Origin of the sequence: Prochlorococcus marinus XMU1405 (genome assembly GCF_017696275.1) — a bacterium.
Classification (GTDB): domain Bacteria; phylum Cyanobacteriota; class Cyanobacteriia; order PCC-6307; family Cyanobiaceae; genus Prochlorococcus_A; species Prochlorococcus_A marinus_AB.
In genome coordinates, this window is sequence record NZ_JAAORF010000003.1 from 226,972 (window position 1) to 247,072 (window position 20,101).

The 20,101-nt window shown below is 32.5% G+C and carries 17 protein-coding genes and 1 tRNA gene; 9 read left to right on the forward strand and 9 right to left on the reverse strand.

Translation table 11 applies throughout. The features are described from left to right. Positions 1 to 16 precede the first annotated feature (16 nt). Positions 17 to 2,122: an IMS domain-containing protein gene (locus HA148_RS07195; RefSeq protein WP_209131492.1), complete on the reverse strand. Its 2,106-nt coding sequence runs from the start codon at positions 2,120 to 2,122 to the stop codon at positions 17 to 19. 113 nt (positions 2,123 to 2,235) lie between these two features. Between HA148_RS07195 and pdhA the strand changes: the two genes are divergently transcribed. Then, the gene (gene pdhA, locus HA148_RS07200; RefSeq protein WP_209131494.1) at positions 2,236 to 3,309 is read left to right on the forward strand and encodes a pyruvate dehydrogenase (acetyl-transferring) E1 component subunit alpha; all 1,074 of its coding nucleotides are present in this window, start codon (positions 2,236 to 2,238) and stop codon (positions 3,307 to 3,309) included. Position 3,310: 1 nt separating this feature from the next. Here the strand turns inward: pdhA and HA148_RS07205 are convergent, their stop codons facing one another. After that, complete coding sequence (locus tag HA148_RS07205; protein WP_209131496.1) at positions 3,311 to 4,252, reverse strand: RpoD/SigA family RNA polymerase sigma factor; 942 nt, start codon at positions 4,250 to 4,252, stop codon at positions 3,311 to 3,313. A gap of 140 nt (positions 4,253 to 4,392) precedes the next feature. Beyond that, the gene (locus HA148_RS07210; protein WP_209131498.1) at positions 4,393 to 5,958 is read right to left on the reverse strand and encodes an NAD(P)H-hydrate dehydratase; all 1,566 of its coding nucleotides are present in this window, start codon (positions 5,956 to 5,958) and stop codon (positions 4,393 to 4,395) included. Between the two features lie 46 nt (positions 5,959 to 6,004). Between HA148_RS07210 and mnmA the strand changes: the two genes are divergently transcribed. Then, the gene (mnmA, locus tag HA148_RS07215) at positions 6,005 to 7,162 is read left to right on the forward strand and encodes a tRNA 2-thiouridine(34) synthase MnmA (RefSeq protein ID WP_209131501.1); all 1,158 of its coding nucleotides are present in this window, start codon (positions 6,005 to 6,007) and stop codon (positions 7,160 to 7,162) included. Here mnmA and HA148_RS07220 read toward each other — a convergent pair. Beyond that, positions 7,155 to 8,642 carry an acyltransferase gene (locus HA148_RS07220; protein WP_209131503.1) on the reverse strand — a complete coding sequence of 496 codons (1,488 nt, stop codon included), beginning with the start codon at positions 8,640 to 8,642 and terminating at the stop codon, positions 7,155 to 7,157. The genes mnmA and HA148_RS07220 overlap by 8 nt on opposite strands. Before the next feature lie 86 nt (positions 8,643 to 8,728). On the opposite strand from HA148_RS07220, the gene HA148_RS07225 reads away from it, so the two are divergent. The 3 genes from HA148_RS07225 (at position 8,729) to sodX (ending at position 10,254) form a co-directional block, all read left to right on the forward strand. Continuing rightward, the gene (locus HA148_RS07225; RefSeq protein ID WP_209131505.1) at positions 8,729 to 9,301 is read left to right on the forward strand and encodes an FKBP-type peptidyl-prolyl cis-trans isomerase; all 573 of its coding nucleotides are present in this window, start codon (positions 8,729 to 8,731) and stop codon (positions 9,299 to 9,301) included. Positions 9,302 to 9,379: 78 nt separating this feature from the next. Further along, positions 9,380 to 9,853 (forward strand): superoxide dismutase, Ni, encoded by a 474-nt coding sequence (sodN, locus tag HA148_RS07230; protein WP_025894879.1) that lies wholly within the window; start codon positions 9,380 to 9,382, stop codon positions 9,851 to 9,853. 32 nt (positions 9,854 to 9,885) lie between these two features. Continuing rightward, a complete protein-coding gene (sodX, locus tag HA148_RS07235) occupies positions 9,886 to 10,254 on the forward strand; it encodes a nickel-type superoxide dismutase maturation protease (protein WP_308789045.1) in 369 nt (122 codons plus the stop codon). Here sodX and HA148_RS07240 read toward each other — a convergent pair. Genes HA148_RS07240 through HA148_RS07255 form a run of 4 tightly spaced genes read right to left on the reverse strand, consistent with a single transcriptional unit; the run spans position 10,213 to position 14,163 of the window. Next, positions 10,213 to 10,884: a hydantoin utilization protein A gene (locus tag HA148_RS07240; RefSeq protein WP_209131509.1), complete on the reverse strand. Its 672-nt coding sequence runs from the start codon at positions 10,882 to 10,884 to the stop codon at positions 10,213 to 10,215. The genes sodX and HA148_RS07240 overlap by 42 nt on opposite strands. A gap of 55 nt (positions 10,885 to 10,939) precedes the next feature. Further along, positions 10,940 to 11,827, reverse strand: coding sequence for an indole-3-glycerol phosphate synthase TrpC (gene trpC, locus HA148_RS07245; protein ID WP_209131511.1), 888 nt, complete (start codon positions 11,825 to 11,827; stop codon positions 10,940 to 10,942). A 12-nt stretch (positions 11,828 to 11,839) separates the two neighbouring features. After that, a complete protein-coding gene (gene lpdA / locus HA148_RS07250; RefSeq protein WP_209131513.1) occupies positions 11,840 to 13,279 on the reverse strand; it encodes a dihydrolipoyl dehydrogenase in 1,440 nt (479 codons plus the stop codon). Between the two features lie 11 nt (positions 13,280 to 13,290). Continuing rightward, positions 13,291 to 14,163 carry a TrmH family RNA methyltransferase gene (locus tag HA148_RS07255; protein ID WP_374938804.1) on the reverse strand — a complete coding sequence of 291 codons (873 nt, stop codon included), beginning with the start codon at positions 14,161 to 14,163 and terminating at the stop codon, positions 13,291 to 13,293. Between the two features lie 159 nt (positions 14,164 to 14,322). Here HA148_RS07255 and murA point away from each other — a divergent pair, with 159 nt between their 5' ends. The 4 genes from murA to HA148_RS07275 all read left to right on the forward strand — a co-directional run bounded on the left by murA (position 14,323) and on the right by HA148_RS07275 (position 18,731). Beyond that, positions 14,323 to 15,693, forward strand: coding sequence for a UDP-N-acetylglucosamine 1-carboxyvinyltransferase (gene murA, locus HA148_RS07260; RefSeq protein WP_209131515.1), 1,371 nt, complete (start codon positions 14,323 to 14,325; stop codon positions 15,691 to 15,693). Positions 15,694 to 16,224: 531 nt separating this feature from the next. Continuing rightward, positions 16,225 to 16,306 (forward strand) — tRNA-Leu (locus tag HA148_RS07265). Positions 16,307 to 16,311: 5 nt separating this feature from the next. Then, positions 16,312 to 17,487 (forward strand): aspartate aminotransferase family protein, encoded by a 1,176-nt coding sequence (locus tag HA148_RS07270; protein ID WP_209131517.1) that lies wholly within the window; start codon positions 16,312 to 16,314, stop codon positions 17,485 to 17,487. 11 nt (positions 17,488 to 17,498) lie between these two features. Next, positions 17,499 to 18,731 (forward strand): bifunctional folylpolyglutamate synthase/dihydrofolate synthase, encoded by a 1,233-nt coding sequence (locus tag HA148_RS07275; protein WP_209131519.1) that lies wholly within the window; start codon positions 17,499 to 17,501, stop codon positions 18,729 to 18,731. On the opposite strand, the gene HA148_RS07280 is transcribed toward HA148_RS07275, so the two are convergent. Beyond that, entirely contained in the window at positions 18,728 to 20,080 is a 1,353-nt protein-coding gene (locus tag HA148_RS07280; RefSeq protein ID WP_209131521.1) for an FAD-binding oxidoreductase, read from the reverse strand. The two genes, HA148_RS07275 and HA148_RS07280, sit on opposite strands and share 4 nt — an antisense overlap. Positions 20,081 to 20,101 lie beyond the last annotated feature (21 nt).

Here is a 20,101-nt window from a genome sequence, read left to right on the forward strand (position 1 = left end):
ATCTTGAAGTTTGTAATTACAAGCCGCTCACGAAATCAACCAATTTCCACGATTTATTTGAAAAACCCAAAATATATTTAACTTTTAGGGGATTTAAAGATGTTTCATTAATAAATTCTCCAGAATTCTTTACTAACTTCTCTAGATAATTCAATTCTACTAAAACAACTATCCGAGATGAGGTTTGCGATTCAAGATCAATCTTACGTATTTGGGAATTAATCTCCTTATAAATTCCTTTCTTGATATCGTTCTGTCTTTCTTCGATTGTTCGATCAATTAGACCTTTACTAACAATCTTGGAAAGATTAATTTCATTCTTTCCAGCTAAGTAATTACTTTTACTTAAAAGCCATTCATTAATTAAATTCCTTATATCTTCCAAAGAAGGTGAAGCAGTATTAAGTTCTTTGAATTCATAGGAAATAATTGAAGTAGATTTCTCAGGATTAGAAGTTAATTTATTTAAAGGATTTTTTTTTATTTCTTGAATAATATCTTTCTTAATAACCTTTTTATTCTCATCTACGGCTATAAGAGCTTTATCTGCATCAGCGTCATTCTGAAGTGAGTTTTTAAAATTATTTCTTAAAAATCCAATCCCAATACCAAATGCAAATAAGATTAAAAACACATATACATAAATCAAATAAGGTGACCCACCAATAATCTCTTGATCCTTCAAAAATTCACCAAAACTAAACTTTAATTCAGCAATTTTTTCAATTAAGTACCTATAAGCTTCTATAGGTTTGTTCTTAAAGATTTCCTCATTAAATTTATTCTCTTGGATATCAATCTTTTCATATTCTTGTTTAATGCCACCAGGCCAAGGTAATCTTCTTTCATCTAAATTAACCGAGGAACTATCAAAATCTTCAGTAATGTTTATTGAAGATTCTTTTTTTATCTGTTGCTTTTGAAGATTAGATTTAATTGTAGTCTTGATAGATTTCTTTTCTAATTTTTCAATAAATTCCTGAATTTCTCTATCTTCAAACCAAGAATCTAAATCTACTTCTTTTAAGTCAATGTCTCTGTAACCAACTAAAACATCATTCTCTAACCAATTTTTACAGAAAATACATATAGCTTCTAATTTATTACCTGGATAATTATTAAGCCAATCTTGTAAATTTTCATCAGAACTGCTAGAGAACCTTGCAGAAGCTTGATCAATATCCGCTAAAAGGAGATCTAAGCAACCTATGAGAGGCATTGAATCAAGACCTGATAAATTCAGTTTCTTTAAAATTCTTCTTGCTTCAAATAATTTTTCAGGTTTTCTTCTTGAGAATCCAATTGCTGTTAAAGATAGAAAAGCTAAAAATCCTGCTTCTAATGAACCTCTTTTTTGTAATTCAAGAAACAAATCTATCTGTTCTTGTACTGTCAAAAATGGCTTTATTTGTTTAAAAAAAGCTTCAAATTCTTGCTGATTTAGATAATTTCTATATTCAGATTTATTATTACCTTCCAAACCACCTCTTTTGATTATTAAATTTTCCAACATACTTAATCCTTTTTTATGCGAATCCTGATCATTTAATTCTCTACTAAGCAAATCTAGGATCCTGTAAGGAAGCAGAGCAAGCAGATCTTCTTCCAGTTCTTGTCTTCTGTCTCCAAGCTTTCCCATTCTCTGAAGGAGTTGTATCCCCTCAGATAAAAAGTCTGCAGCGTTTGAGTAGGATCTAAGCTGCTGTTCATGAATTGCTGAATCTCTTGCGGTTAAAGCAGCTAACAAAGTAAGATCTGCTTCTCTACTACTTCCTAAAGCTGGAGTTTGGGGAGGCTGCAAAGCTTTTCTTGTCATTTTAAAAGCTTCTTTTGGGGAACCTGATTCCCAAAGAAGTATTAAGCCTGCTACTTCTCTATTTGAAGAAAACTCTAATCCAGATGAACCATTTAATAACAAGTTTTCGTATTCTCTTCTGTTTTCTGGATTTGTAAGCAAATCAGCAGTTAGGCGAAGCAACTCTGATCTTTGGGTTAAAACTTCATAAGTAAATCCCTCATCAGGAGTTTTGTCCAAACGTAATTGAAAAGCTCTTAATATCTCCTCAGAGGATGCCGAGGGGCTGACGCCAATTAAACGAAAATGGTCTAATGGAAGTTCCAAACAAATATCCTATTGAAAATTCTTAGACAAATTTTATCAAGTTAAAAATATTTTTCATAAGGTCTTACAGACTTATTAAAAAAAATCATGAAAATCGACCTTCACGGCTTAGAATGTTAACAAATCAAAACTTCATTAAGGTATTTTTCTTGGAAACACATGTAGAGAGAATCTCAAATCTTCAAGACATAAAAAAAGCCCAATTAAATCGAGAAACCGGATTATTTCTTTATGAAGATATGACCCTCGGGCGAAGATTCGAAGATAAGTGTGCAGAAATGTACTACAGAGGAAAAATGTTTGGTTTTGTTCATTTATACAACGGACAGGAAGCTATAAGCACTGGAGTAATTGGCGCCATGAAAAAGAAACATGATTGGTTTTGTAGTACCTACCGCGATCATGTCCATGCGTTAAGTGCAGGAGTTCCCTCCTTTGAAGTTATGAGTGAGCTTTTTGGCAAAGCTACAGGTTGTAGTAAAGGAAGAGGAGGATCAATGCACTTATTTTCCAAAGAACATCACTTATTGGGAGGATATGCATTTATTGGAGAAGGGATTCCAGTTGCTTTAGGATCAGCCTTTTCAAGTAAATACAAAAAGGAAGTTGCAGGTAATAAAAGTAGTGATGCAGTAACTGCAGCATTTTTTGGAGATGGGACCTGCAATAATGGTCAGTTTTTTGAATGTTTAAATATGGCGCAATTATGGAAATTACCCATAATTTTCGTTGTTGAGAATAATAAATGGGCTATTGGTATGGCTCACGATAGAGCAACCAGTAATCCCGAAATCTGGAGAAAAGCCTCTGCTTTTGGGATGCATGGCGAAGAAGTTGATGGCATGGATGTATTAGCAGTAAGAGGAGCAGCACAAAGAGCTATTGAGCGAGCTAGAGCAGGAGAAGGTCCCACTCTTTTAGAATGCTTGACCTATAGGTTTAGAGGCCATTCTCTTGCAGATCCTGATGAATTAAGGTCTGAGAAAGAAAAGGAGTTTTGGGCGAAAAGAGATCCTATAAAGAAATTAGCCAAAGAAATTATTGATGGGAAATTCGCAACAGAAGAAGAATTAAAAAGTATTGAAAAGAGAATAGATACAGAAATCTCTGAATCAGTTAAAAATGCCTTAGATGCACCTGAACCACCCTCAGAGGAATTAACTAAATATATTTGGGCCGAAGATTAATTTAAATACTGCTTGGTAATTTTCTAGTTAAATTTCGTAATTTTCTTAATGCTTTAAGTTCAACTTGCCTTACTCTCTCCCTAGAAACTTCTAGTAATCTTCCTATTTCAGCTAATGTATGTCTTTCATTTCCATCCAGTCCAAACCTCAATTTAAGAACATGTTGCTCTTGCTCGCTCAAATGACTCAGCCACTTCCCAAGTTGCTCTTGATGCATTTTCTGTTCAACTTGATCTAGAGGCTCTTCATTGTTACTATCTGCAATTAAATCGCCTAAAAAGCTACGACCATCATCTCCATTAACTGGAGCATCTAAACTACTCGTTGATAATGCTTGTCTTAAAACAGAATCCAATTCTTCTACATCAATCTCCATTGCTTCTGCGATTTCAATTCTGCTTGGCATCGCACCAAGTTTATGCGCTAACTCTCTACTAACTTTTCGTATAGATGCTAGTCTCTCGCTTAAATGAACTGGCAAACGGATCGTTCGTGATTGGCATGCAATTGCTCTAGTCATACTTTGTCGAATCCACCAAAAAGCATACGTTGAAAACTTATATCCTCTTGTTGGATCAAATTTTTCAACAGCCCTCTCCAAACCAAGTGACCCTTCTTGAACTAAATCAAGAAGTTCAAGCCCTTTACCTTGATATTTTTTTGCAACACTGACAACTAGTCGTAAATTTGCTTTCATCATTCTCTCTTTGGCTCTTCTACCAATTTTTATTGTCCTTTTTTGCTGAATTGTAAATTCTTTAGTTTTTTCATTTAATTGACCATCTTCTGTAAGAATCATCATCTTCTGAACTTGATTACCCAATTCAATCTCTTCAGCAGGTGTTAATAAAGGCACTCTTCCTATGTTCTGTAAATACCAACTAATAGGATCATTCCCTCTTCTTTTTTGTGGCTCTGCTTCGACTGGTAATGATGAAACCATTTTATGACCTGAATTAGGTATTAAAACTTTCCTACATTTTTTTGTAAATAGCCCAATATTTAATGCGCTCTTCAGATTTCATGTAATATTTGTATATTTATGTGTTTAAAACTAGAAATAACTCTCTTAAATTGTTTCTTTCAAGATATTTGTCTCATTTTTCTATTTCTCATTAATCTTGATAATTCATCACCAATAGCAGATGCATTTGACCCCTTTTTACATTTTGATGCAGCAAATGAATGTAAAAGTACGTATTTCGCAAAAAATTCAGTTGATATTTTTTTACTCAAGTTTAAATCAATTGCAGAACTGCCAGCTATAAACCCAGATAAAAGATCACCCAATCCTGCTCTTGCTGTCTGAGAATCAGTCCCAAAAAGTTGCCATACTTTTTTATTATCAGCAACTATGCTGTTAGCTCCTTTTAACAAAATACCAATATTGAATTCTTTTGCTGCATTAAGAGCTAGTTCAACATTAGTCTCACCTTTAATATTAGGGAATAACCTAGAAAACTCTTTTATATGTGGTGTAATCCATGTTTTAAATTTTCTTTCAAAAAAGAATTTTGATCCTAATTGAGATTCCGAAATTCTATTAAGTGCATCAGCATCCAAGATCAATAATCCTCCAAAATCCATAAGATAGTCTTTTGATTTTTGCCAATCATCATTATCAATTCCTATTCCTGGACCGACAGCTAATGAATCAAAAGCACTTAAATCAATATTCCTTAATGCACTTAATAAAGATGCATTCCCATTTTGGTTAGATTGCATAGTTTCTTTTAAAACTATTTCTGGGGCAACTTGCCAAATAGATTCAGCAACTATCTCAGGAAGGACCGCAGATATAAAGCCTGCTCCACTTGATATAGCCCCTTTTAATGCCAAGTATGCAGCACCGGGATATTTTTCACTTCCGGCTATTATTAATGTCCTACCTCTTTGATATTTGTTGTAATTTTTTGGTAGAGAAGGTAAATCAATATTTTTTATATCTTTGTAAGTAACCTTAAAAATCTTTTTATCAACTTTGGACAGTTTACTAGTAGACATCCCAACATCTATATGGTGCAATTCTCCAATAAAAGGCAAAGCAGAATCTTGGGTCAACCCAATTTTATAAAGACCAATGACCAAGGTATAATCTGCTCTTACTGCATTATCTAAAAAAGGCTCTCCTTTATCAGGACATAATCCTGTTGGAATATCAATACTTATTACCTTTCCATATTTTTTATGAAATTTTTGATTAAACAGTTTAATTAATTTATCATCAACTTTTCTTGTTTGATTATTACCAAAAACTGCATCAATCCAAAGCTCTTTCCCATTTGCATCAGGAGGCTCTACTAATTTTGTGACACCAATAGATGTAAGATAATTAAGGTGGTTATTTGTTAATGTTTTTTTTATCGGGAATGGACACCATACCTGAACATAAAAACCTCTCAAAAAAAGTTCTCTAGCAATTACTGCACCATCCCCGCCATTATGCCCAGGACCTATAAAAACAGTTATTCCATGCTTGAGAAGAGGTTTCTTTTTTAAGAGCCATCTACTAATTTGGATACCAGCTTTTTCCATCAATGCTTCTTGTGGCATTCCATCAGAAAACATTTCTTTCTCTAATATCAACATTTGCTTTGAATCAACAATTAAATGTTCAGAGTCAATTGTTGGCCATACAATTTCATTCATAATGAGTACAAAGCAATTGAAGTACTGTTCAAAAATTTAAACTTCCATGTTAAAGACACAAAAGGATAAAAAATTAGAGAACTTTTTTTCTTCTAATAATAAAACTAAAAAGAAGAAAAATATTATTGTAGGTCTTTCTGGTGGCGTAGATAGTTCCCTTTCAGCTGCCCTTCTTGTAGAAAGAGGCTGGGATGTTGAGGGACTAACTCTTTGGCTAATGAAAGGACAAGGCTCCTGTTGTTCTGAAGGATTAGTAGATGCTGCTGGCCTTTGTGAAGATTTGGGAATTAATCATAAAATAATAGACTCAAGAGAAATTTTCGAAAGAGAGGTAATTAAAAAAACTACTGAAAGCTATGAGAAAGGATTCACTCCACTTCCATGTTCGATGTGCAACAAGAATGTGAAGTTTGAAGAGATGCTCAATTACGCAATAAGCAAAAAAGACTTTACTCATATTGCGACCGGACATTACGCAAGGATAAACAAATCATCTTATGCTAAAAAACTTAATTGCAACAGCCTTGTATTTAAGGAATTCCTTCTTCTTAGAGGTGCTGACAAAAACAAAGACCAAAGTTATTTTCTTTATTCTCTTTCTCAAGAAGTACTAAGCAGATTAGAATTTCCTCTTGGCGAAATGAAAAAAGAAGAAACAAGAAAGGAAGCACTCAGATTAGGCCTTAGAACTGCTCAAAAACCAGAAAGTCAAGATTTATGTTTAGTTGAGCATTATGGATCAATGCAGATATTTATCGACAAACACATAGAACCCAAAGAAGGAAAAATTGTACATGTAAAGGGGAAAGTCCTTGGAACTCATAATGGAATTCAGCACTTTACCGTAGGTCAGAGAAAAGGGTTGGGCATTGCTTGGCCGGAACCACTATATGTAAAAAGTTTAGACAAGGTAAAAAACATAGTTTATGTAGCAGATAAAAGTGATCTATTTAATAAAGAAGCAATAATTAGTAAGGTTAACTGGGTTTCAATCGAAGAACCTGAGCAAGAGATAGAAGTAGAAGCACAAATCAGATATAGAAGTAATCCAGTAAAAGGTACATTAATACCTTTGAAAAATTTAAGTAATACAACTACAACATTTAAATTAATTTTTGAAGAAAGTCAAAGTTCGGTAACGCCCGGACAAGCTGCAGTTTTTTATAAAGGAGAAATTTTATTAGGTGGTGGATTAATTAGTTAATTTTCCAAAAGAAATTTAATCCCATAAACAATATAAACAAAAACAAAATAGGTTTATCTCCAAATTTTGTATAGAAAGTCTTTTCGGATGAAAAATTAGGGAACACTATTTCATTTTGCTCAACATCATAATCTAAAAGTTTAATTATTTTTCCATCATCTTGAACTAAACCCGAAGGGCCAGTATTTGATACTAGTAAATTATTTTTCTTATTTTCAATACTTCTTAATCTAGCCAAAGATAAGAATTGATTATAAAGCTTAGCTGGATATGGATCTAAATTTGCTGCAGTTATTATTAGTTTTGCACCGCTATTAATTGCCTTTCTTATTTCTAGTCCATCACTAATTTCGTAACATATTGCTACTGCTAGTGGGGGTGTAAATTTAGGATCAAAGAATCTTGAATCAGAGCCTGATTGAATTCCTCCTACTGCAGATAATCCTCTTGAAAAACTATCTAGAAATCTAGGTATTTTTTCACCTATTGGAACAAGTCTATTTTTATCTATAAATGTGGTAGAAGATTTATCTCCAATTTGAAATCCGAGTAAAGAACTTCTCAACCCATTATTTGAATTTCTGAAACCTCCTGACAAGGTATTAACCTTAATGCCTTTAGAAAAATAAAAATTATTAGATAGAGTTCCTTCAGGAGCAACAAGAAGTTTCGCTTTGTTTGATAAAGCATATTTTTGAGCGATAGATAGCTTTTCTTCAATAAATTCATCATTTATTTTTAATTTTTCTCTTGTTGGTATATTAGTTTGCCAAATAGCTACTGGATATTCATAATTTCTTTTTATTGGAGTTGTTAAACCTCCAAATAAATGTAAGAAAATAAAAACCAAAAGTCCTAAAAGAAATATTTTTTTATAATGAAGGTTTCTTTTCCATCTACCTTGAATATAAAAAATCCAAAATCCAATCAATATTTGTAATACGCATAAACCACTTGCACCAATCCATCTTGCTAAACCAGCAAGATAAATATCACCTGGTATAAGACTCTCTCCTAAACCTATCCAAAAAAAAGGTGTTTGAGAAAGTATCAATTCACCAATACCCCAAGTCAAAGATAAAAAAAATACTTTTACTGTTAAAGATAATATTTTCATTTTGAAAACATCCTCTTTCCAGAGAATAATTTCAACTAATAATCCCCATAAATAAACTAATATCCCACCCAAAAAAGCGCAAAATAATAATATTAAAATGGCAATAATTAAACTTGTAAGCTTTGAAAACCCAAGCCATGTCAATGGATGAAGATCATAAAGCCAAGAATGACTTATCAAGATAAAGAAAAAACCCCACCAAAAATTTGCTATTTTTCTCTTACTTCCCTTCCATAAAATAAATAATGATATCGGCATAAAAATCAGCCAAAAATGAGTTGAAACTGAAATTCCTCCTAAAATCCCTCCTAAACAAGGGTAAAAATATTGTCTTAAACTTTTAATTTGAGTTGGGATTAACAATCTAAAATTTCGAAATTAAATTTATAATCACCCATTTATTGTACCTTCATTCTGTAAACTAAGTTTTAGTAACTTTCAAAATTTAAGTGAAAGAAGTCTTTATTAGTTTTGCAGTTTTTGTTTTTTGTGTTTCATTAACTCTTTTCAGTCAATTTAATTCACCTCAAGTTGTTAATGCTGCTGAATCAGAAACTCAGTCAGTTCAAAGAACACCTGCTGCAAAATCATTAAATGTTTCAAATAATAATCTATTTGAACTAGATCCATCAGATCCAAATCCTATACTTTTCGCTATGGCAGAAGAAACACCATCAGACAACAATTCAAGGACTACAGAAAGTGGTCTAATCATTGCAGATATCGTAAACGGGGAAGGAGATGAGGCTAGTGCTGGACAAACAGTTACTGTAAATTACACAGGAACGCTAGAAGACGGGACACAATTTGATACCAGCATTGGCAGAGCTCCATTCAGCTTTCCCTTGGGTGCTGGACGAGTTATAAAAGGTTGGGACGAAGGTGTAGCAGGCATGAGAGTTGGAGGCAAAAGAAAATTAACAATACCTCCGGAACTTGGATACGGATCAAGAGGAGCTGGAAATGTAATACCTGCTAATGCGACTTTAATATTTGAAGTTGAATTATTAAAAGTCAATTAAATTAAGTAAGAAAAATATCTAAGACTTTTCAATTTAGTTAATCTCCAAGTAATATATATACAACAGCAAAAATTTGAAATGTTAAGTAAATTCATCAATTCTTTTCTAGATAAAAAATCCCCAATGACAGTTCATGCTCACTGCGATGGTCCTTGTGGTGTTTACGACCCAGCATCTACGAGAGTTGCAGCTGAAGCAGTTTTATCAATGACAAAAAAACTTATTGCATTAGAAGCTCCTTCTAGCACTGATTCAGCAGAATGGGCTGCATACAGTAATACATTTTCTAGATATGTTGCAGTTAAAGAAGAGCAAGCAAAAGAAACAAAGAAAGAGATTCTAATTTTGTGGACAGATTACTTTAAACCAGTTCACTTAGAAACTTATCCAGACTTACATGAAACCATTTGGAAGGCGGCCAAATTATGCAGTGCATGCAAAGTTAATATTGACTTAGCCCAAGCTGAAGAACTTATGAGTTATGTAGAAAAAATTCATAATATTTTCTGGGCTTCAAAAGGAAGATCAGACGCTTTTGTAAAAGCTAGTTAATCAGAGTTATTTTCAAAAGTTTTTTTGATTTTATTTTATTTTTTTTAGGTTTAAGAAAAACCGCGATTATTAGTGGTGAATCTATGTTTCCTTACCTAAAAGAGGGCGACATTGTATTCTTTAAAATATATAAAAAGAATAAATCAATACTCAAAAATCGACAAATTGTTATTTTTAATCACCCAATTAAAAATAAAAGCCTAATAAAAAGGATAAATTCAGTAAATCAAAATAATGTTGAGGTTATTGGCGACAATATTGAATTTAGCGAAGATAGTAATAAATTTGGATTAATCAATAACGAAAAAATAATTGGGATTGTCACCTCTAAATTAATTATTCCTAAATTAAAAAATTTTTTAATTCAAAAAAACAGAAGCACCTCTTTGAATCCAAAATAATCCCAAAGAAAAGGAAAGCCCTCCTGCTACAGCTATTAATCTTTTAATAAATTTTTGACTTGCTTTAAAGGTAGTAAAAGATATTAAACAAGTAAAAAGATTCATACTTATGATTGAACCAATCAAATATGAAATCAAATATAAGCAAGCGCTTGTTAAAGGTAGTGCTAAAGCAGGAAGAACTGCAAGAAAATGTGAACCTCCAGCTATACCGTGAAGCAAGCCTAAACCAGTCAAAGCATGTGAGTGCTTTATATTATTTTTTTGTTCCTTGACATGAAAGTGAAAGTGACGATGAGCAATTCCATTCTCATGCTTATGTGAATGCGAGTGGATACTTAATTGAAAAGAATTTTTTATAGCAAATACTCCAACAATTAGAAGTGAAATTCCAACTAGGAATTCGGCAATACTAGAAAATTTGTTTAATGGCGTAATATCCTTAATAAAAATCGCTAGAAAAGCTAACAAAAGGACTCCTGAAGAATGTCCCAAGCCCCATGAAAAACTATTTTTAAGAGCTTTTTGGGGATTATTAATCGCTGCTGGTGCCATTGCAATTAGATGATCAGCGCCACTAACTACATGCACAATTCCTGCGACTATACCTGTTAAAATTACAGTCTGCATATATATTCAGTACAACTCTGTTTATTCAATTTTATAGCACGATTTGAAGTCAATATTAAATTGAGTTAAATAATTTCTTGAACGATTGTTCAATATCAGCTTCTCTCATAAAAGTTTCACCAATTAATACTCCCATGATTCCAATAGATCTAAGCGATTCTAAATCTTCGGCACAATTAATTCCAGATTCACTTATGGGAATAATATTTTGTTTTAAAAATATATCTGCATAAGTATGCATCAATTCTTTTGATGTTTTTAAATCCGTTTTAAAAGTCTTTAAGTCCCTATTATTTATTCCAATCAAATTAAAAGATTTTAACTTTAGAATCCTTTCTAACTCATTAGAGTTATGTACTTCAACGAGAACACTCATCTTTAAATTATCAGCTATTTTCTTTAAATAAATTAAATCATCATCACTTAAAATCGCAGCGATTAATAATATTGCATCAGCACCAGATACCCTTGCTTTATAAATCTGATAAGCAGAAATAATAAAATCTTTGCAGAGTAGAGGGAGATTAGTTGATTTCCTTACAGTTTCGAGTATTTCATAACTACCTTGAAAAAACCTTTTATCGGTAAGTACTGAGATACATGATGCACCTAATCCTTCATAACATATTGCTATGTTTTCAGGGTTAAAATCTTTTCTAATAACTCCTTTACTCGGACTAGCTTTTTTTATTTCAGCAATAACTCCTGGTTTTATTTTTGACTCCAAAATATTTTTGTAAAAATCTTTGGGAGAAGGAAGTTTTTCAATTTTTTTTATGAGATCTTCTAAAGAGACTATTTTTTTAAAATTCTTAATTTCAATATCCTTGTGCCATACGATTTCTTCCAGAATATTTTTTGCTTGTGCTTCTCTATGAGGTACAGCATATTCTAAATTTTCTACCCTTACTGTTGGATTTGGTGGCCTGCGTCTTATCTCCATTAATTTAAGATATTATTTTATTTGAGAAGCCGCTTGTTTATATGCGACCTCAACTACTTCACTAAGAGTAGGATGAGTATGAACTTCTTTAGATAATTCAATTACATCTTGGTTTCTTGAAATAGCGTTCGAAATTTCTTGGATTAAATCAGCTGCATGTAACCCAAAAATATGAGCACCTAATACTTTCCCATTATCTTTATTGAAAATTAACTTTAGCAATCCATCACTCTCCAATTCAGCCAATGCTTTTGAATTAGCCTTAAAGAAACTTTTGACAACTCCCAAAGTAAAATTTTCTTTTGCAGATATCTCTTTAGCTTCAACTTCAGAGAGACCAACTGAACTTATCTCTGGGTGAGTAAAGGTTGCTGCAGGGATACTCTTATAATTAATTTTGACATTAGCTCCGCAAATATTTTCAACAGCAATAGTACCCTGCGCTGCAGCTGTATGGGCAAGCATTAGTTTACCCGTTACATCTCCAACAGCCCAAATGTTAGGTATTATTCCATCACCATTCTTAACTCTCATTTGATCATCTACAGGAATGAACCCTTTTTCTGTTTCGATACCAACCGACTCAAGATTTAAGTTATTACTATTAGGACTTCTGCCAGTTGCGACAAGTACAGCGTCAACTTCTAAAGTTTCTACAACTTCTTTAGATTTTGCATCAGTCAGTTCTATTTTTACAGGGCATCCAGGTGTTATTTTTGTCGCAAAAACATTTGATTTTGTTTCTATATCTCTTGCTTGAATAAGGTTCTTTTTAGCAATTTTGGTGATGTCTGGATCAAATGTTGGCATAATATTCTCCAAAGCCTCGATCATGGTAACTTCACAACCAAGCGCGGTATAAACATCAGCAAATTCTAGACCTATATATCCGCTTCCAATAATTGCTATCCATCTTGGAAGCCACTCAAGTTTAACCGCATCATCGCTAGTAAATACGGTCCTATTATCCAAAGTTATTCCACGGGGCACAAAAGGAGAAGAGCCTGTTGCTACAACAATATTCTTACATGTGAAAATTTTATCAATTCCGTTTTTATCTCTTACACCTACTTTTTGATTTCCTTCAATTCTTCCAATGCCCAAAATAATTTCAACTCCACTCCTTTTTAGAGTTTTTGTTAAATTTTCTCTAACATTTAAAACTAAATTATTTGCATGATTTGCAATTTTTGATCTCTCGAATCTTACTGGTGAAGCATGTATACCAAATTTAGCCAAATGTTCATAATTAGCTATTTCTCTAACTTTTCCACTTGCAGCCAAAAGAGCTTTAGATGGAACACAACCCTTGTTAACACAAGTGCCTCCCATATCAGAAGATTCTACTATTGCGACTTTCAGTCCCTTACCAGCAGCATGTTTAGCGGCATCAAAACCTCCATATCCTGCTCCAATTACTATTAAATCAAAATCAAAACTTGAATCAGTCACTTTTTATTTATTTATTTAGAGGTGTATGCGACTCTTTTTCGTTCAAGTAATAACGGAACTGCAACACAAGCCACATTTAATGATTCTACAATCTCGCTATGCGGAATTGTAATTGTTTCATTAAAAGCTTCTTGAATTTTTTTATGAATACCTTGACCTTCATTACCCAAAATTAATGCTGTACGTCTAGACCAATCAACTTCCCAGTAAGGTTTTGAAGGTTTTTTTGAATTCTCATTATGGCTACTAGTAGAGAAAATCTTAAATCCTACATTTGATAATTCAGACAAAGACTTAATTAAAGAATTTAATATTTGTTCTTCAATGCCATCAAATCTTAAAAATGGCAGATGAAAAACTGCACCTGATGATGCTCTTAATACCTTTTGGCCTAATGGGTGCGCACCTCCAGCTAAAAAAATTGCATTCACACCCGCAGCTAAAGCGGTTCTAAATAGATTACCCATATTCCCAGGATCTTGAATTCTGTCGAGAACAAGAACAAAATCATCTTTTCTATTAAATTGATAATTAGGTATTGCTGACATCTCTACTAAAGCTGCTATCCCATCTGGATTAATTGTTGAAATCGCAGATGCTAAGACTTCCTCTGAGACAATATTTATTAATGACTCATCAAATTTTTTGCTTAGATTTTGATTCTTTCTTAGCCATTTTTCGGTAACTAAAATCTTAGAGGGATTTTTTCCAGACTTCAGCAATTCTTCAATGAGATGTGTACCCTCTATGCAAAAAAAGTCCTGATCTTTTGGAGATGATCCTCTTTTAAATGATCTAAATCTTTTAACTAGATTATTGTTTTTACTAGTTATTTTTAAAAAAGTATTTTCTATGGGTATTTTGAAAAATTTGTTATCAACTATATTTTAATTACATAAATATTTTGATCAATTATTTATTAAATTTTTATTTTCCAAGAAATCAAAAAATACATTTTCACTTTTAATTAATATTCATGACGTTACATAGGGTGGACTTAATATTATTAGTTTGTCATGATGAATCTAATAAATTAAGTCTTAATGATTTGCGGAAGCAAAACGAAGTCATATCTTAAATCCCAAAATTTAAAGATTCTTGGCCAAGGCAAGTTAAATGGAATAGTTGAAATAAGTGGTGCGAAGAATTCCGCCTTAGTTTTATTAGCCTCATCATTGCTAACTAATGAAAAAATAATTCTTGAAAATGTACCTTTTCTCACTGATATTGAAAAGATGGGGAATATCTTAAAGAATTTAGGAGTGAATTTAGTTCGTAAAAACAACCAACTAGAAATAGATCCAACAACTATTTCGATTAAAGAACTTCCATATGAACTTGTTAAAGGATTAAGAGCAAGTTTCTTTTGTATAGGTGCACTATTAACTAAATTTGGAGAAGCTCAAGTACCGTTACCAGGTGGATGCAATATTGGTTCAAGGCCAATAGACGAGCACATTAATGGACTTATCGCATTAGGAGCAGACATTATTATTGAAAAGGGAATTGTCAAGGCAAAAACAAGGGGGAACAAAAATAGACTTCTTGGCACTCATATTAAATTAAATTGTCCAAGTGTAGGAGCGACTGAAACTTTAATAATGGCAGCATCTTTAGCCAATGGAAGAACTACTATTGAAAATGCTGCGAGAGAGCCTGAAGTTCAAGATTTATGCCAAATGCTTAATAAAATGGGGGCAAAAATTTATGACTCCGGTAAAGAAATAATTATTATTGATGGTGTTAATAAGCTTGGCGGATGTACTCATAAAGTAATTCCAGACCGAATAGAAGCTGGAACTTTTCTAATAGCTGCTGCTGCAACTTCCTCTTCAATAACAATTTCTCCAGTAATCCCTCATCATCTTGAAGCTGTTACTAATAAGCTTCAAGAGAGTGGGAGTAAAATTACGATTAAAGGTAATTCGATTTCTATCAAGAGTAAAGAGATTAAAGGAGTGGATATTGAAACAGCCCCTTTTCCAGGCTTTCCTACTGATTTGCAGGCACCATTTACAGCTCTAATGACAATCGCAAATGGTGAATCAAAGATAACTGAAACAATTTTCGAAAACAGAATGAATCATATTTATTTACTTAATGAAATGGGCGCCCATATCAAACTTAACAAAAACGTTGCTCACATCAAAGGTGTTAAAACAATTAATGGGATGAATCTAGTTGGCTCAGATTTAAGGTCATCAGCTGCATTAATAATTGCTGGAATCATCGCAAAAGGTAGTAGTAAGATCTATGGATTAGAACATTTAGATAGAGGTTATGAAAATTTTGAATTAAAACTAAAGAAGTTAGGTGTAAAAATAATTAGAGAGATAAATAAAAATACTATTGAGGAGAATGGATATAAAATTGAACCTAAATCTAAGAATATTTCAAAAATTGAAGCAGCTTAGTATGTTCCAACAATATTTTTAAAATAAAAAGTTGATTTAAACGAAAGCAACGTTAATTAGAGAAATACAACCCAAAAATAATATAAACAAAGCTAGAAAACGATTAGACCAAGTTTTATTTAAACCATTAAATTTGAATTCGTTCATGCCCAAGTTCCGTTATTTGATCCGAATGTTGTAAGTATAGTCACCGCAATAAAAAGATAAGGGACAAATTTAAAGGATAATTTTTTAGCTTGAGTTTTAGACATTTGTTTTTTATAAAAAATATAACACAATATTACTAATCATGAAGCTATCTTTTATAAAAAAAGACTTTTAAGCGTATTTAGTTACAAAAATGTATCATAAATGTTAAAATTTTCTTTTTTTACCTGATTTCTTGTCAGCAAATGCAATAAATAATTCTATGTTTTTATCGAAATTTTTAACTTTTGACAACCGTTTTTTTGATAAATGTTCCTTGACCAAAACAATAGTCAATAAGTTGATTTTTGTTATAATAAAAAAGTTCATTTTTTCAAAAGCCTTGGGAGCGTGGTGGAATTGGTAGACGCACCGCACTCAAAATGCGGCACCTTCGGGTATGTCGGTTCAAGTCCGACCGCTCCCACTTTGATGAATACCTATAGTCGATTCGATATATCTTTTAAAAAAGGAAAAGGTTGTTGGCTATGGGACAAAACAGGTAAAAGGTATCTTGATGCAGTCGCTGGAATAGCAACTTGTAGTCTTGGACATAGCGACAGAGTCTTAAGAAGAAGGTTATCAACTCAACTAAAAAAGATTCAGCACATTTCTAATCTCTACAACATTGAAGAACAAGAACAATTAAGCAGAACTTTAACGAATATGAGTTGTGCTAAAAGCGTCTTCTTCTGCAATAGTGGTGCGGAAGCAAATGAATCAGCAATTAAATTAATTAAAAAATATGGTAATACAACAAATAAAGGTAAAGGATCAATTATTCTCGCAGCAGAATCCAGCTTTCATGGAAGGACGCTTGCATCCTTGAGTGCCACCGGACAGCCCAAATATCAAAAAGGTTTCGAACCAATGATTCAAGGGTTCAAATTTTTTAAATTTAACAACTTTGATTCGGTAAAAAAATTATTTGAAGAGTGTGAAAAGAATGATCAAAAAATTTCCGGCGTTTTAGTTGAACCAATACAAGGAGAAGGTGGCGTAATTCCTGGAAGTAAAATATTTTTTAAAAACCTGAGAGAAATATGTGATAAATATAATTCCCTTCTCATTTTAGATGAGGTCCAAAGTGGAGTAGGTCGAACAGGGAAAATGTGGGGTTATGAGAATTTAGGAATTGAACCTGATGGATTCACCCTTGCTAAAGGATTAGGAGGAGGTCATGCAATTGGAGCATTATTGGTAAAAGAAAAAGCCAACATTTTTTCTCCAGGAGATCATGCAAGCACTTTTGGAGGGAACCCATTCGCCTGTAAAGCTGCCCTAACTGTATTAGAAGAAATAAATAGAAGAAATATTATCAATAATGTTTATCTAAGAGGGGAACAATTAAGTGCTGGGTTTGAAGAATTGTTAAAAAAATTTCCAGATATTATTAGCGGGAAAAGAGGTTTAGGTTTAATACAAGGTCTTGTGATCAATGATGATTATGCTGATGCAAAAAAAATTACATTAAAAGCTTTTGATAAAGGATTACTGGTTGTTCCTGCAGGAGGAAATGTTGTAAGGATTGTCCCACCATTAGTTATATCTCGAAGAGAAATTAATATTCTTTTGGATAAGCTAAATTCAATTTTTGAAGAGTTATAGCAATTTAAATCTTGAAAAATGCAAATCTAAAAATTTTTGAATTATTATCTCCCAAATATGAAAGGGATAATATCAAATTAGATTTATCAAGAATTAAAAAAGCACTTCAAGAACTTGGTAATCCTTGCAATAATATCCCTGCGATACAGATTATTGGAACCAATGGAAAAGGATCAATCGCGGCATATTTAGAAAGTATACTTTTTGAAGCTAAAAGGAATTTCGGTGTAACGACATCTCCTCATCTTTTGGATGTATGCGAGAGGATTAGAGTTAATAAAAAAAATATTGATAAAACTGATTTTGAAAAAATCTATAGGTTAATAGAAAAAAATTTGTCAACATTTGAATTAACTCCTTTTGAAAAAATCATTTGCTGCGCACTAAATTTTTTTGACCATAAAAAAGTTGAATTACTCATTCTTGAAGCTGGCTTAGGGGGAAGATTAGACGCGACAACAGCCCATAAATTTAGACCAATCATTGCTATTGGGAATATTGGCTTAGACCATAAAGAATTTCTTGGAGATACGATTGAAAAAATTGCCGAAGAAAAATTAGCAGTTATCGAAAAAAACTCAATTGTTATCTCATGCAATCAAAATAGTCAAGTTGAAAATTTAATAACCAAAAAAGTTAAAGAGGTGGGAGCAGAAATTATTTGGAAAGATTCAATTTCAAAGAGCTATGAGCTTGGATTAAAAGGAATTTTTCAAAAGCAAAATGCTTCGGTAGCTGTTGGGGCAATTGAAGCTCTGAATAATTTGGGATTTAATATAAAAGAAAAACACATATCAGAAGGTCTTAAAAAAACAACTTGGAACGGAAGGCTAGAAATAATAAATTATTTCAACAAAGAAATTCTTGTAGATTGTGCGCATAATTATCCTGCTGCAAAAGCACTCTCTAAAGAGCGAAGCAATTGGGAGAATGAAGATAAAGGAATTTATTGGATTTTAGGTGTCCAAAGACAAAAAGATATTTACGCAATATTAAAAACACTTTTAAAGAGAAATGATCACTTATTACTTGTGCCAGTACCAAACCAACCTAGTTGGCAATTAAATGAACTCTCTCATATAAAAGAAATTGACTTTCAAAAAACAATTGAATTTAAAACATTTGAACTTGCCATTGAGTACTTGTATTCCTTAGAAAAATGGCCACCTAATCATCCTGTTCTAACAGGTTCTATTTTTTTAGTTGCTGAATTTATTAAATTTGCGAATAAAGAAAAATGTTAAATTTTAAATTGGTCTTTTACTTCCCAACCTTTCAATTTCCCTGGATTTAATAGCCCTTTAGGATCAAATCTTAATTTCGCTTTTACTTGATCTGCATCCACAACTCCGAGACCTCCGCCTTCAACTGTTAAAACATGAGGATTAAAAATAAAAGCACCAAGTTTCTTACAATCTTCCATTATTTCATTTAATTCTTCTGCCCCATTCCACTTTAATACAGGCAAAGCCGCTAATCGCGGTGATCCTTGTTGAGAAACTGCCTCTATATGCCAAAGAACTTTTTTACCCCATTTTTTTCTCAAAAAATTAATTAATCCTAGTTCATTATTAAGTGGCAAAAGCATCTGTAAATACGTCCAATTTTTATCCCTAGACCTCATATGAAGAGTTGTATGATTCCAGACGACTTCAGAAATTCCATTCGCGAGCTTTTCTTCTTCCCCAAGTAGGGTAGATTCAACTTTAAATTTTTTACAAATTAGCTCGATGGTTTTTATTCCTCCAAGAGTAGATTGAATTAATATCTTGTGACTTCTAGTTTTACTTTTAAACCATTTTGGCATTTGATCTACAATTTCTTCTTCAAGAATTGCTCCTAATTTCAGATTAATTGCTGCGCTAGTAAGAGTTTTTAATATTTCTATTGTTTTTTCAAATTCAATACAGTCGATTACTAATGAGTACCACTTACGTTTGATATCAGTGGCAAGTAATAAAGAAGTAATTATTCCATTAGTACCATAAGCATGATTTAGAGGTTCGGATTCTTCAGCATCAAATTTTAATAATGCAGGTTTTTCATTCATCGTTACTGCCTCTAAACCTATAAGATTTCCTGGATCTCTTAAAAATCCCCACCTAATGGAACCTATACCTCCTGATCCACCTGCGATAAAACCTCCAATTGTTGCAGTTTTCCAAGTACTAGGAAGTAACCTCAATTCCCTCCCATATTTCTCTAATTGTTTATTCAAATCTCCCATAACACAGCCAGACTGTACTTTTACAAAGCCTGTATCTGGATCAAATTCTTCTAACTTATTAAATTCACTCATCTGCATCACAACCCCCTTAAATAATGGGACGGCTTGTCCATAATTACCTGTACCTGAACCCCTTAAAGTAAGTGGGATAGATAATTCCCAACAAATTTCTGCTACTTCCTTTACCGCTTTGTGATCACTAGGTCTTACCACCAAATCAGCAATACATTCATCTAATTTTTCAGTAAGGATTGGAGAGTAGTTATAAAAATCTTTTGAAAGTCTTTTTACATCAGATTTATTTTCAATGATTTCTAAGTTTTTGACTTCTCTAAATTTGTCTATAAATTTAAGTTTTGATATCATTGATAAATTTTTATGCGTTAG

Coding starts and splice junctions, on each gene's coding strand:
- trpC (WP_209131511.1), bottom strand. CDS start 11,827: ATGGAGATAAGACGCAGGCCACCAAATCCAACAGTAAGGGTAGAAAAT.
- pdhA (WP_209131494.1), top strand. CDS start 2,236: ATGTTAACAAATCAAAACTTCATTAAGGTATTTTTCTTGGAAACACAT.
- HA148_RS07240 (WP_209131509.1), bottom strand. CDS start 10,884: ATGCAGACTGTAATTTTAACAGGTATAGTCGCAGGAATTGTGCATGTA.
- HA148_RS07270 (WP_209131517.1), top strand. CDS start 16,312: ATGAATACCTATAGTCGATTCGATATATCTTTTAAAAAAGGAAAAGGT.
- HA148_RS07205 (WP_209131496.1), bottom strand. CDS start 4,252: ATGGTTTCATCATTACCAGTCGAAGCAGAGCCACAAAAAAGAAGAGGG.
- mnmA (WP_209131501.1), top strand. CDS start 6,005: ATGTTAAAGACACAAAAGGATAAAAAATTAGAGAACTTTTTTTCTTCT.
- sodN (WP_025894879.1), top strand. CDS start 9,380: ATGTTAAGTAAATTCATCAATTCTTTTCTAGATAAAAAATCCCCAATG.
- HA148_RS07280 (WP_209131521.1), bottom strand. CDS start 20,080: ATGATATCAAAACTTAAATTTATAGACAAATTTAGAGAAGTCAAAAAC.
- HA148_RS07210 (WP_209131498.1), bottom strand. CDS start 5,958: ATGAATGAAATTGTATGGCCAACAATTGACTCTGAACATTTAATTGTT.
- murA (WP_209131515.1), top strand. CDS start 14,323: ATGATTTGCGGAAGCAAAACGAAGTCATATCTTAAATCCCAAAATTTA.